Below are 13,161 nucleotides of genomic sequence, written 5' to 3'. Positions count from 1 at the left end.
ATGGGGATCGGGGAAGCCGAAAAGCCGGCCACGGGCGCAGCGGCACCTGTCGATGCCGCCACTGCTCTGCCGGAGGCCATGACAGGCAGGGCCAGCCCCGCGAAAGCGGCGGTCGGCGACAAGCCGGTCTTCGCATATATCGCGAGCCTGCCTCAGCCGCAGCGCGGCATCGCCGAAACGATCGATGCGCTGGCGGCAAAGACGCTGCCCGACCTCCGGCGCTCGGTGAAGTGGGGCATGTCGTACTACGGCGTCGGCGACGGGTGGTGCTTCAGCTGCGGCGGTTTTGCCGGCCATGTCAAGCTCATGTTTATCAATGGCGCGGCGCTCGAGCCTGTACCGCCGGTGACACCGGTGGGGATGGGCAAGTCGACGCGGGGTGTTGAGCTCGAGTCCTTGGACGCCATCGACGAACACCAGATCGCGGCGTGGATGAAGCAAGTCGCGTCCGTGCCGGGCGTTGGGGGCAATAGGCGTTGAACCCGGGGCAAGCGGTCGCGTTAAGCGCATGCCCGGGGGGAGTCACTGCTGATCAGGGTATCGACGGGCAGCCTTTCGGGGTGGGTGGTTCAGCGGGTGGTCTCGGCCAGGGCCACGGGCCGCGCCGCGGGCAACGTCCGAGGGCGGCGGGCAGCCAGGTCTGCGGGCAGGATCAGCGCCGCAGCGACTGCCGCGGCCAGGAGCAGGAGGGCGCTGCCCGTTGTGAGGGCGACGCTGACCTGCGCGGCCAGGTGCGCAGTTTCCGGCCCGGACGGGACGGTGGCTGCGGCCGCGACCGCAATGCCTAGGCCCAGGCAGGTGCCCACCTGATGAAAGGTGTTCACCAAGCCCGATGCCGCGCCAGCGTCGGCGGCGGGCGCGCCGACGATGCCGAACGAGGTCAGTGGCGCAAACGCGAGGCCTTGACCGGCACCGATGAGGATCATCGGCAGGGCCACCCCCGTCAGGTATGCGGAGTCGACGCCGGCTCGGCTGAGCCAGAACATCCCGGCGAGGGTGAGAAGGATTCCGGCCAAGAGGACAACCGAACCCGGCATTCGGCCTAGGAGCCGCGGGATGCTCATCGCGACGACAAAGTTGACCGCCGTCATTGGGAGGAATCCGATGCCGGCCTGCAGCGGGTCGAAGCCGAGCACTTCCTGCAGGAACTGGGTGGTGAAGAAAAAGAACGCGATCATTGCGCCCAGGTAGAGAAAGCGCGCCACGTAGGCGCCGGTGCGGCGGCGGCTCCCGAACAAACGCAGCGGCATGATGGGCTGGGTGGCCCTGCGTTCTATCAGAACGAACACGATCAGGAGCACGACGCCGGCGCTGACGCCTGCGAGCGTGACCGGCGACTCCCAGCCCGCAACAGCGGTGTTAATAATGCCGAACACCAGGGCGCCGACACCAAGGGTCGCGCTGAGCGCGCCGAATACGTCGAAGCGTCCAATGGTGCGTCCGGTCTCGGGGAGGAACTTCGGAGCGAGGATGATCATGGCGGCGCCGATAGGTACGTTGACGAAGAACCCGGCTCGCCAGGCGATCCAGTGGGCCAGCGCCCCGCCGATGACCAGCCCCAGGCTGGCACCGATCCCTGCGGTGGCACCGTACAGGGCGACAGCCCGGGTGCGCTCGCGGCCCTCCGGGAAGCTTGCCGTGAGCAGGGACAGCGAGGCGGGCGCGACGATCGCAGCCCCAATACCCTGGACGGCGCGGCCGGCAATCGCCCACCAGCCCGCCGGCGCCAGTCCGATCAGCAGCGACGCGATCGAGAACACCACCAGCCCGAACACGAATACCCGTCGGCGGCCGAGCAGGTCTCCTGCCCTGGCGCCGAGGAGCAGCAGGCCGCCGAAGACCAGCGTGTACGCATCCTGAACCCAGGAGAGCTCACCGGTGCTCAGGTGCAGGTCTTCCTGCAGGCTCGGCAGTGCAGTGAAGATGACCGAGTTGTCCAGCAGGATCATGAAGTAGCTGACGAGGATGACCGCCAGGATCGCCGCCGGGTGGGGAGCGGTTGCAGGTTCAGGTTTCATGTTTTCAATGCAACCTTGATTCCTTAGGGGCCGGGAGTCACGGCCTTTCCGGGTAACGCCAGTGCCTCCCTCGTCCCATGGACCGCGGGTAGCGTGGATGCCATGACACACAGCGACGACGTGCGGAGATTCCTGACCTCCCGCCGTGCCCGGATCACGCCCGAGGAAGCCGGCCTGCCCGTTTATGGCGGCAACCGGCGCGTTACCGGGCTGCGCCGCGAGGAAGTCGCCATGCTCGCCGGGATGAGTATCGATTACTACATACGCCTTGAGCGGGGGAACCTTTCCGGCGCGTCGGACAGCGTCCTTGAAGCCCTCGGGCGTGCCCTGAAGCTCGACGACGCCGAAACGGCCCACCTTTTTGACCTGGCCCGCGCCGCCACCGCCTCGCCCCGGGTGCGGCGCAAGCGCAGTCCGCAGACGGTGCGGCCAAGCGTGCAACGGGTCATCGATGCGATCACGACGGCGCCGGCCTGGGTCCGCAACGACCGAGGGGATGTCCTCGCCGCGAACGAACTGGGCCGGGCCCTTTATCTGGACATGATGGCCGAGGGCCCCCCTCCGCCGAACAGCGCACGCTTCACCTTCCTGAACCCGAAAGCGCGGGAGTTCTTCGCCGACTGGGAACGCAGCGCGGACGACATCGTCGCCGTCCTGCGCTCCACGGCCGGCAAAAACCCGTACGACAAGGACCTCACGGACCTGATCGGCGAACTCTCCACCCGCAGCGAGGAGTTCCGCACCCGGTGGGCCCGGCACGACGTGAAATACCACCGCGCCGGCCGCAAACGGCTCCACCACCCGATCGTTGGCGACCTGGACTTGAGCTATGAAGCGATGGAACTCCCCGCAGACCCGGGACTGCGCATCAACGTGTACACAGCAGATCCCGGCACACCCTCCGAGGACGCACTGAAAGTCCTCGCCAGCTGGGCCGCCACCCAGCGTGAAACGGCAAAGGCCGCGGTCAACGAGAAGCAATGAGTCTCGGCCTTCCACTGTCCTGATTGGCGGCGCCTCCGGCAGCCGCCAGCGGACGGGACGTGCGGGACGGCTACGCTGGCTTCATTCAGCCACGCCGTCCTCTGACCTCTGCGCGGACTTGAACTTACGGCGTCTGCGACGGCGCCAGACCATCACCAGGCCAAGGACGACAATGGGGACCAGCACCCAGCCGCCGATGTCGAGGGCGTCGCCGACGGCATGGGCCAGCGCCCCGGCAAGATAGGCGAGAACACTAAGGCTCGCCACCCAGGCAATGGACCCTGTAATGGTCCACAGCAGGAACTTGGGCCAAGGCATCTTGGCAGCCCCCGCGGCAATGGCGCCCCAGAGCCGGACGACTATGACCCAGCGGCCGAAGAACAAGGCTTTGCCGCCGTGCCGTTCGAAGAACGACTCCAGTTGGACGATGCGGTTCTCGTCTGCGTGGAAGCGCCGTGCAAGCCGCAGCATCAACGGCCGGCCTCCCACCCGCCCAAGTACGTAGCCAACAGTGCTCCCGAGCATGGCGCCCAGGCTGCCGACCGCGATAACGGCAGCAAGGTTCAGGTCTCCGTGGCGCGCCGAGGCGTAGGCCCCAAGCAGTACGGCCACGGCGGGAAGCGGTACCCCGGCGCACTGGGCCAGCACTATCACGAAGACGCCGAAGTAGTACCCCCAATCGTCCGCAATCGCTGCTTCCGCGGCGACGGAGCCTGCCCAGCCGAGCGCCAGGACGCGGAGGGCACCTAATCCGGTCATCGCTCACACCTCACTCCGCTGCTCCGCCGTGGTACGTGATGACGGTCCCAGCACTGCCTGCGTTTGTGCTTCGATTGTTTTGGGGTCGTGACTCCGCCGCGGCGACACCGGGATGGCCCTTGTCTACCCTTGCGGCCCCGGCTGCGTCAAGAGCTCACCACCCGGCCGTGCCCGGGCCACCCTTGAACGGACCAACGATCTGCGCGGTGATCCATCCGCCATAGAAGTCACCTTCCTGGAAAGTCACCTGCTCGCCGTTGACCTCGCAGGAGTCCATCAGACCCGGGTAGAGGGCCACCCGGGTACTGAGCGCCTCGAAGCCCCGGGTGGGTTCGGGGTAAGTCCACCCGGCACGGGGAACGACGACTCCGCCGGCAACGACGTCGAAGTAGTGCGCTTCGCCCTTGAATTCGCAGAAGCTGGTGCCCTCGGTGGGGACGAGCGCCCCGGCAGGGAATGAATCCAAGGGCAAGTAGTAGGCAGGGGGATGACTCGTCTCCAGGACGCGCACGGCATCGGTGGTGTCGGCGATCACCTGCCCGCCCAGCCGCACGATGACCCGATCGGATCGCGGCTCGACCCGTGGCGGCCGCGGGTAGTCCCACACCGATTCTTGACCGGCCTTGGGTTTGATGGGCTGGGGGCGCCGGAAGAAGCCGGAAGAACCGTGCTCAGGAGTCATGTCACCATGCTCCCATCTTCCGCGGGGGCAGCCACTGACGATCGGCAGCGTGCAGGAATCTGACATTCAAGGCCTCGTGGTGCCCAGCGGTTGGGAGCATACTGGATCCCAGCACGTCGCACGTGGTGCTGGACCGGGTGGCCCATAATCCGGCGCTGGAAGTGTGAGATGGGATTAGTGGCGTGAGCAAGCCCGACGCCGCCATATCGGTCCTGACCCGGACGGCCGCCAGCCGTGCTGGCTACCGCTGTCAGGCTGCAGCGGGAGGGGGCGGTCGCTGATGGGCTTCGTCCGCCGGTATCCGCTGGTCGCTGCCACAGTGCTTTGCTGTTTGGTGGTGGCCGGGCTGCTCCTGAGTGGCAAAGCGGTGACAGCGCAGTGGACTGCCAGCATCTACGCGCTGTTCGTCACGGTCCGGCTGGCCGCGGACATGATCCGGGCAGCCGTCCACGGGCGCCTCGGGGTAGACCTGCTTGCGGTGGCTGCCGTGGCCAGCACCGTGGCTGTGGGCGAATACATCGCGTCCCTGATCGTAGTGCTCATGCTCTCCGGGGGCCGTGCACTGGAGGACTTTGCGCAGGGACGCGCCCAGCGGGAGTTGAGCGCCCTACTCGAGCGTGCACCGCAGATCGCCCACCGGGAAAGGGCTGGCCGGCCTGCCGAGGACGTCAGCGTGGGGGAGCTCAGTCCCGGCGATGTGCTTCTGCTCAGGCCTGCCGAGGTGGTCCCGGTCGACGGGGTGCTGGTCTCTGAGTCCGGCTCTTTCGACGAATCAGCGTTAACCGGGGAGAGCTTCCGGTAGAAAAAGCGGCCGGAGACCAGGTCATGAGCGGTTCGGTCAACGGAGGATCTGCGGTACGGATGCGGGCATCTGCGACGGTGACGGATTCCCAATACAGCAGGATCGTTGCCCTCGTGCAGGAAGCTGCGGCCAGTAGTGCCCCTGTCGTCCGGATGGCGGACCGATATGCCGTTCCCTTCACGGTCTTCGCGTTTGTGCTTTCCGGCGTAGCCTGGCTGGCAAGCGGCGATCCGGTCCGGTTTGCCGAGGTGTTGGTGGTGGCCACTCCCTGCCCGCTGCTCATTGCTGCGCCGGTGGCGTTTGTGGCCGGCATGAGCAGGGCCTCCCGGAACGGCATCATAGTCAAGAACGGTGGCACGCTGGAAAAGCTGAGCAGAATCCGCGTCGCGGCCTTCGACAAGACCGGCACACTGACCGGCGGGCGTCCGGTGCTGTTGGAGGTTCGCATCGCCGATGGGGGTGCGGGCCTCGGCGCCGATGAGCTACTTCAGCGGGCGGCCTCGGCGGAGCAATACTCTTCCCATGTGCTTGCTGCTTCGGTGATGGAAGCTGCGGTCAGCCGGAAGCTGCCGCTGCTGGCCGCCAGAAACGCCACTGAACATGCCACCCACGGGGTGTGGGCGGACTTCGGCAGCTGCACCGTCGTCGTCGGCAAGCGCAATTTTGTCGCGGAAAACACGGCTCGGGTGGAGAAGGCACACCTGGCGAGCGGGCAGATGGCCGTATATGTGGGCGTCGACGGTATCTTCGCCGGAGCGCTGATCATGAGTGATGCCGTCCGCCCGAACGCCGCCCAGACGCTGGAGCAGCTGCGCAGGCTGGGAATCCGCGAATCCCTCATGCTGACCGGCGACGCGCAGGAGACGGCGGAACACATCGCCGCCGAAGTGGGCATTACCCGCATCCACGCAGAGTGCCTGCCAGCAGAGAAGGTGCAAGCGGTCAAGGCCCTGACATCCCGGCCGGTCATGATGGTCGGCGACGGCATCAATGATGCACCCGTGCTGGCGGCGGCAGATGTGGGTGTGGCGATGGGAGCCAAGGGCTCCACCGCCGCCAGCGAGTCCGCCGATGTGGTGATTATGCTCGATGATCTGTCCAGGGTGGCCCGGGCCGTGGAGATCGGACAACGAAGCGTGAAAGTGGCCCTGGAGAGCATCTGGGTTGGCATCATCCTGAGTACCGGGCTCATGATTGTTGCCGCGTTCGGCTTTATCCCGGCCGTAGCCGGCGCCCTGTTCCAGGAGCTGGTGGATCTGGCCACGATCCTCAACGCGCTGAGGGCGCTGGGACCGGCCCGGGGGAGGGAGCCTGTCCGGCAGGCGGCACCGGGACCGGCGATGCCGGTAACCAAAGTTCTTCCATGACCGCCGTTCTCGGGCTGAGCGGCGACCCTATCCGCTTGTCGGTTGGTGGCCGTCACGCCTTGTCATGCTGGACCTTGTGCAGGCGGGTAACGATGGTGGGGCAGGGGACGTTCAGCAGGACGGCGTGGGCAGTGGACCCCAGTACAAGCCGGGAAAATGCCCCGCGCCCGCGGCTGCCGATGACCAACAGCCGGGCCTCCCGGGCGGCTTTGACCAGGGCCTTGGCAGGTTCGGTGTCGGTTTCGAGCCGCTGATGGATGGCCAGGTCCGGGTACTTGTCCCGCAGGCCTGCCACCGATTCGGCGAGGACCACTTTGTCCTCCTCAACGATGGTCTCGGCCATCCCGCTGGTCGGCAGCCGGGCCTCGACCCACCTGGCCGGGTTGCGGAGGGCAAGGACCACCGTCAATTCGTCGCCGGCGCGGTCGGCCTCGGCGGCGGCGACGGACACGGCCTGGAGGGATTCCTCGGATCCGTCCACGCCGACCACGACTCCGTGGCGGCCGGTATCCGGCGTTGGCGGGATGACGGCGACCGGGCTGTCCGAGGCGGAAACAACCTGCAATGCGCGGTCGGTCAGCGGCCCGCCGTCCAGCCAGTGCCGGTCGTGCGCCCCGACGACCAGCATGGCGGCTTCCATCGACGCTTCCCGGAGGGCCGCACCCGCGCTGCCATGCCGTAGCTGAACCTCGATGTCGACGTCGGGGGCCTGCGCGCGGGCGCTGTCCTGCGCCTTCTGCAGCTGTTCCATGGCCGCTGCCCGGACGACGTCGTGGTATTGGAAGTCCGGGGTCATCCACCGGTCGTCCACGGCGTAAACGGCGATGACGGGCAGCTTATGTTGCGACGCGCGCTGGAGCGCCCACGTCAGGGCGGTTTCGCTTCGCGTGGACCCGTTGATACCGACGACAATTGGATTGGTCATTCGAATCCCGATCTTCCCCTGCTTGAGAGCTGCATCATCTGAGCGTCGTTTGTGCGCCGGCAGTTTCGGCACGGCACGCCGACGATTCAGTGTGTGCCCAAGGCACAATCGCTGTCAGGGCCTAAAGCCCCAACGTGAACGACTACGGGCTTAGCCGGTACACGGCTGTCCCTTCCCGAGCCTTGTGCCGGGACTTATGGCAGATTCCGGCCGCCAGAGAGTCCATGAGACTGGGAAAGGAGGGTAGGAGGCCTGACCATGACTATTCTTGTCGCTTACGCAAGTGCGATGGGAAGCACCCGGGAGATAGCTGAGCACGTAGCCTCCCGGATGGCTGTTGCACTGGGCGAGGTCGAGTGCCGGTCCGTGGAGGAGGTCGAGTCGGTCTCCGGCTACGAGGCCGTCGTGGCCGGAAGCGCCATCCACAATCAGGCGTGGTTGCCCCAGGCTTTGCTGTTCTTCACCCGCCATGCGCCCGAACTGGCCACACGACCTGTCTGGGCGTTCAGTGTGGGGATGTCCGCCGCCTTGCCGAAGCCGTTTCGCGAGCGCGGTCGGGCACTTCAACAGAAGCACCTGGAACTTGCTCAGTTCCAGGAAGTTGCGCTTCGCGGCCACAAAGTCTTCTCCGGCGTGTACCAGGCAGGCCAGATGCCGGCTCCGCTCCGGGTCCTGTTCCGTCTCACCGGCGGCCACTTCGGAGACTTGCGGGACTGGGCGGCTGTGGACGCGTGGACGGATCAAATTACAGCCCAACTCGCCCAACCTGGGATGAAGCGCTCCCCTGAAAACTTGGTCTGAGGTGGTGTGAAAGAAACGGGGGGATAGTACGTGCCACATGACCCTGAGGTTTCTGGTCCGGCCCCCGGCGGGAATTTTCGGTCGGGGCCGGCGTTAGGTCACTGTATGAAAGCAATCGTGTACCGTGCCACCGGCGATCCCTCTGTTCTCGAACTCGTCGACCGCGAGATCCGCGAGCCGGGACCCGGGGAGGTGCGCGTACGGATCATGGTCTCCGCGGTGAACCCCACCGACTGGAAATCGCGCCGCGGCGCCAAACCCGGCGAGCCCTTGCCCTTCGAGGAGGTCGTGCCGAACCAGGACGGCGCCGGAGTGCTCGACGCCGTCGGACCCGGCGTCGAGCATCTCCACGTCGGTGACAGGGTCTGGCTGGCCCTGGCCGCCTACCAGCGCGCCGACGGCGGGACAGCGCAGGAGTTCACCGTCCTGCCGGCCGAGCGGGTCTTTCCGCTGCCGGAGAACGCAGGATTCGACCTCGGCGCAAGCCTGGGCGTACCCGCGATCACCGCCCACCGGGCCCTGACCATCGCCGAGGACGGCCCGCGGCGACTGCACCCGGGAGCCTTGGACGGCAAAATAGTCCTCGTCGCTGGAGGGGCCGGCGCCGTGGGCCATGCGGCGATCCAGCTCGCCAAGTGGGCCGGTGCGGTTGTGATCACGACCGTGAGCGGACCGGCCAAGGCCGCCCTGGTCACGGCGGCCGGTGCGGATCACGTCATCAATTACCGGGAAACCCACGCAGCCGCGGAGATCCGCCGGATCGCTCCCAACGGCGTCGATCAGATCGTGGAGGTGGCGCCGGCGCAGAACGCGGAACTTGACCTGGCAGTTGTCCGCAACCGCGGCTCCATCGCGGTCTACGCCAACAACGGCGGCGACCAGATGACCCTGGACGTTCGCAGGCATTTCAGCCTCAACGTCCGCTACCAGTTCGTGCTGCTCTACACCGTTGGCATGGCTGCCGTGCACGCCGCCGCCGAGGACATCAATGCGGCCATCGCCGACGGCGCCCTCCCGGTGGGAGAGGCCGCCGGCCTGCCGCTGCATCGCTTTGACCTGGCGGACACGGCTGCGGCCCACGCGGCGGTGGAAGAGAGCGTCGTCGGCAAGGTGCTGATCGATGTGCCAGTGGGCTAGGCGATACCTCTTCGGGAGCCTCGCGGGGCTCACGCCGTGCAGCCGCGGGACTGAGCCTTCCTGAGGGTCTAGCTGCTGCGCAGGAGGGTTACATCGGCAGCGTCCGCGTAGGCGGCCTGGGTCCCCTTCTTCGTGGCGGCCAAGGCCGCCGCCACCGAGGCAAACGCCGCGGCCTCCGTCAGGGATTCCCCGTCGGCCAGCCGCGCAGCCACGGCGCCCGTGAAAGCATCGCCGGCCCCGGTGGTGTCCACCGCCACGACTTTGGTGGGTGGAACGAGGGTGACTCGCTGTGTGTCGGCGGCTTGGGAGTCCAACGCCACGGAACCGTGGGCCCCCAGCGTTACCAACACGCGGTGCAAGCCGCGGTCGGCGAACTGCTGGCGCACCCGCTCCCATGCGCCGGCGTCCATGCCGGCACTCGGTACGGAATCCTTCCCCAGGAACAGGGAAGCCTCATGCGCGTTGACCAGCAGCACATCGCTCAACCGGGCCAGGGCCTGTGGGATCTCCGCGTAGGGCGAGAGGTTCAGCAGGACCGTTGCGCCGGCGTCGTGGGCTGCTTGGGCGGCGGCCGCAACCGTGTCGAGGCCAACTTCAAGGCAGAGGCAGACCACAGCGGCGCCGTCGAAAAGGTCGGCGGCTGCCTCGACGTCGGCCGGGGTCAGGGTGCCGTTGGCGCCGGCGGAGATGATGATGCTGTTCTCGCCGAGGGCATCGACCGAGATAACGGCGACGCCGGTGGCGGCGTCGGCGGCACGGCGGACGTGCGAGACGTCCACCCCGGCGCGGGCCGTCGACTCGAGCAGCAGTGCACCATTGGGGTCCTGGCCCACGGCGCCTACCAGGCTGACGCGGCCGCCCAGCTTGCTGGCAGCCACCGCCTGGTTGGCGCTCTTGCCGCCCGGATTGACGGCGAAGCCGTTGCCGTGGATCGTCTCGCCCGGCTGGGGGAGCCGGTCGCAGTAGATGGTGATATCGGCGTTGAGCGAACCAACGACGACGATCCTCGATTTCGGTGCGCTGGCTTCGGTGCTCATTCGGTTACCTCGGCGTCGGCGGGCTTCGGGATCAGGAGGGACGCGGCGAAGGCTGCCGCGGTGATGGCGAGGCCCGCGATAACGACGGTCAGGTACGACGCTTTGGCGTCACCCATGGACGACGTCGCGACGAGGACCGCCGGGAGGACCAGGAAGCTCAGCCCGGCGCCGAGGTTGAAGGCACCGGCGTTCATGCCAGGCAGGAAGCCGGGGTTGCCCTCCGGCGAGAGAACCACACCAAGGCCGTTCAGCATGATGTTGACCGTACCGGCGTACATGATCCCCAGCAAGGCCGTGCCGATCATCATCATCGGCAGGCTGTGCAGGCCGAGGAATGCGATGATCGCCAAGGACGCAAGGCTGCCCAACAGGCCGATGCGCAGGACCTTTGTGTAGCCCAGGACGGGGGCCAGCCGGCCGCTGATCGGACCGAAGATCCACCCCAGCAGGGCGTACGGCGTGAGGATGAGAAGGGACATTTCGGTGGGGCCGACGCCGAAGCCCGGGTCGGCTGCCTGGACGTACGCCGGGACGATGCCGTTGATGACGGCGAAAATGCCGGTCATGGTGAGCGTGGTGGTGAGCAACGGGGCCCAGGTGGAGCGCTGGCGAAGGTGCACGATTTCCACCATGGGCGCCTTGGCCCGTTTCTCAACAGTCCAGAAAGCGAAGAACGCGGCGGCTGCCACCACGACCAGGCCGGCGGCCAGCATCAACGTGCCGGCAGAGAAGTCCGCGGCAAGCTTGGAGCCTTCGTTCAGTGCGGTCAGGAGTGCTCCCACCGCGATCACGATGAAGAAGACGCCCAGCCAATCCATGGTGGTGCCCGCAGCCGGCTTGCTCTCGCCGGCCAGGACGGCAACCAGGACTGCGGCTGCCACAGCGAGGGCGACCATGAGCCAGAAGATGCTGCGGAAACCGAAGTGCTCGGCAAAGTAGCCGCCAACGAACGAGTCGACGCCGGCCACGCCGCCGTTGACCGCCGTGATGAGACCCATGAGTGCGCCGTATTTGCGCGGGTTGCTGACCGCAGAGCGGAGCATGATGAGGCACAGCGGGACGGTCGGGCCGCTGACGCCCTGGATGATGCGGCCCACGAAGAGCCATGTGACGTCCGGCGCGAGGGCGGCGATGACCGAGCCGACGGCCATCATCAGCATCATGCCGAGAAGGATCTTCTTGCGCCCCACGATGTCACTGAGGCGCGGCAGGAAGAGCGAGAACAAGGCCGCGGCGGTGAAGAACCAGGTTTGGGACAGCCCAATGACAGCCTGGTCCGTTTGAAGTTCGTTGCCCATGGTGACTAGGGCCGGGCTGAGCATGGAGGCGTTGAGCTGGAAGGCCACGCAGGCGGCCAGCAGTGCGACCACGAGCGCGGTGACGTTGCCGCGGGTGGTCCTGGTGTTGTCGGAGATTAAGGTGGTCATTTACTTGGCCTCTCCGGCAACGGCGCCTGCGGTAGCGGCCCCGGCCATGGCGGGGGCTGCTGTGGCGGCGGGAGCGCCGCCCTCTCCGATCCGGACGATCGCATCTGTGACGAGATCCCAAAACTTCTCATGGTCCAGGTCCATGGCGACGGACGTGTGGCAGTCGTCCGGGGCGGGCGCGCGGAAGTCGGCCACGGTCATGCCGAGCGTCAGCCTGCCCTGCAGTTCGATGTCCACCGGGACCTTGCGCGTGGTCATCACCGTGGGGTCGATGACGTACGCAACTGCGCACGGATCGTGGACCGGCGGGTAGTCGAAGCCCTGCGCGTCCTTGTAGGTCTTGGTGAAGAACTCCATCAGTTCCATGACGAACTTTGCCGGCTTGGTGCCAATGGCCGCGATCCGGTCCACAACCTCCGGAGTGGCCAAGGCCTGGTGCGTGAGGTCGAGGCCCACCATCACCACCGGCCACTTTTCGTTGAACACGATGTGTGCGGCTTCGGGGTCGATGATGATGTTAAATTCAGCAACGGCACTCCAGTTGCCCACGTGGTAGCCGCCGCCCATGAGGACGACTTCCTTGACCCGGTCCACGATGCGGGGTTCCTTGCGGGCCGCCATGGCGATGTTGGTCAGGCCGGCGGTGGGGACCAGGGTGACCGTACCCGGCTCATGCGCCATGACGGTTTCGATGATCAGGTCGACGGCGTGGCGCGGGTCCAGCTCGATGGCGGACTCGGGCTGGTCGGGACCGTCCATGCCGGTCTCGCCGTGAATGCTGGGGGCTGTTTCGATAGTGCGGACCAGCGGGCGGTCGCAGCCCGCGGCGAACGGTACGCCCGTGATGCCCGCAATCGTGCCCACCGAGAGTGCGTTGCGGGTGACCTTTTCGAGGGTCTGGTTGCCTACAACCGTCGTGACGGCGAGCAGTTCGATATTGGGGTTGCCGTGAGCCAGCAGCAATGCCACTGCGTCATCATGTCCGGGGTCGCAGTCAAGAATGATCTTCCTGGGCGCCGGTGTCAGGGGCTGTGTTTCCATTGTTGTCTCCACGTCATTGGGGCCTGCGGTGCAGGGCAACCGCCCCCGCCGGCATGCTGCACAGTTTCTGCGCCGGCCGCTGGGGGTTGGTGCCTTGCCCGAACAGGGCACTAAGCATTCACAGGAATTCTGGCATCGCCTACCGCAGAACGTCAAACGCTTAACGTCATTGCGTCAAGCG

At 66.7% G+C, this 13,161-nt stretch carries 11 protein-coding genes and 1 pseudogene; 5 read left to right on the top strand and 7 right to left on the bottom strand.

Annotated features, from left to right (window positions below):
* On the top strand, positions 1 to 480 hold the full coding sequence (locus AC1DDO_RS01340) for a DUF1801 domain-containing protein (RefSeq protein WP_476971287.1): 480 nt from the start codon (positions 1 to 3) through the stop codon (positions 478 to 480).
* 89 nt (positions 481 to 569) lie between these two features.
* Here the strand turns inward: AC1DDO_RS01340 and AC1DDO_RS01335 are convergent, their stop codons facing one another.
* A complete protein-coding gene (locus AC1DDO_RS01335; protein WP_476866422.1) occupies positions 570 to 2,018 on the bottom strand; it encodes an MFS transporter in 1,449 nt (482 codons plus the stop codon).
* A 102-nt stretch (positions 2,019 to 2,120) separates the two neighbouring features.
* Here AC1DDO_RS01335 and AC1DDO_RS01330 point away from each other — a divergent pair, with 102 nt between their 5' ends.
* The gene (locus tag AC1DDO_RS01330) at positions 2,121 to 3,002 is read left to right on the top strand and encodes a helix-turn-helix transcriptional regulator (protein ID WP_476866421.1); all 882 of its coding nucleotides are present in this window, start codon (positions 2,121 to 2,123) and stop codon (positions 3,000 to 3,002) included.
* Positions 3,003 to 3,083: 81 nt separating this feature from the next.
* Here the strand turns inward: AC1DDO_RS01330 and AC1DDO_RS01325 are convergent, their stop codons facing one another.
* Positions 3,084 to 3,761 carry a DedA family protein gene (locus AC1DDO_RS01325; RefSeq protein ID WP_476866420.1) on the bottom strand — a complete coding sequence of 226 codons (678 nt, stop codon included), beginning with the start codon at positions 3,759 to 3,761 and terminating at the stop codon, positions 3,084 to 3,086.
* A gap of 154 nt (positions 3,762 to 3,915) precedes the next feature.
* The gene (locus tag AC1DDO_RS01320) at positions 3,916 to 4,443 is read right to left on the bottom strand and encodes a DUF427 domain-containing protein (protein WP_476866419.1); all 528 of its coding nucleotides are present in this window, start codon (positions 4,441 to 4,443) and stop codon (positions 3,916 to 3,918) included.
* A gap of 280 nt (positions 4,444 to 4,723) precedes the next feature.
* Between AC1DDO_RS01320 and AC1DDO_RS01315 the strand changes: the two are divergent.
* Positions 4,724 to 6,612 (top strand): annotated as a pseudogene (locus tag AC1DDO_RS01315) (heavy metal translocating P-type ATPase).
* A gap of 52 nt (positions 6,613 to 6,664) precedes the next feature.
* On the opposite strand, the gene AC1DDO_RS01310 reads toward AC1DDO_RS01315, so the two are convergent.
* A complete protein-coding gene (locus AC1DDO_RS01310; RefSeq protein WP_476971286.1) occupies positions 6,665 to 7,537 on the bottom strand; it encodes a universal stress protein in 873 nt (290 codons plus the stop codon).
* A 258-nt stretch (positions 7,538 to 7,795) separates the two neighbouring features.
* On the opposite strand from AC1DDO_RS01310, the gene AC1DDO_RS01305 reads away from it, so the two are divergent.
* Complete coding sequence (locus tag AC1DDO_RS01305; protein WP_476971285.1) at positions 7,796 to 8,338, top strand: flavodoxin domain-containing protein; 543 nt, start codon at positions 7,796 to 7,798, stop codon at positions 8,336 to 8,338.
* 105 nt (positions 8,339 to 8,443) lie between these two features.
* Positions 8,444 to 9,475 carry an NADPH:quinone reductase gene (locus AC1DDO_RS01300; protein ID WP_476866415.1) on the top strand — a complete coding sequence of 344 codons (1,032 nt, stop codon included), beginning with the start codon at positions 8,444 to 8,446 and terminating at the stop codon, positions 9,473 to 9,475.
* A 68-nt stretch (positions 9,476 to 9,543) separates the two neighbouring features.
* Here the strand turns inward: AC1DDO_RS01300 and AC1DDO_RS01295 are convergent, their stop codons facing one another.
* From AC1DDO_RS01295 to uriH, 3 genes are read right to left on the bottom strand one after another with little or no spacing between them, the layout of a single operon-like run.
* Positions 9,544 to 10,512, bottom strand: coding sequence for a ribokinase (locus AC1DDO_RS01295; protein ID WP_476971284.1), 969 nt, complete (start codon positions 10,510 to 10,512; stop codon positions 9,544 to 9,546).
* On the bottom strand, positions 10,509 to 11,939 hold the full coding sequence (gene uriT / locus AC1DDO_RS01290; RefSeq protein ID WP_476971283.1) for a uridine transporter UriT: 1,431 nt from the start codon (positions 11,937 to 11,939) through the stop codon (positions 10,509 to 10,511). The genes AC1DDO_RS01295 and uriT overlap by 4 nt, the downstream gene beginning before the upstream one ends.
* The gene (uriH, locus tag AC1DDO_RS01285; protein WP_476971282.1) at positions 11,940 to 12,980 is read right to left on the bottom strand and encodes a uridine-preferring nucleoside hydrolase UriH; all 1,041 of its coding nucleotides are present in this window, start codon (positions 12,978 to 12,980) and stop codon (positions 11,940 to 11,942) included.
* Positions 12,981 to 13,161 lie beyond the last annotated feature (181 nt).

Source organism: Arthrobacter sp. 10N43 (assembly GCF_056394525.1).
This window is presented reverse-complemented; position numbering and strand designations above follow the sequence as displayed.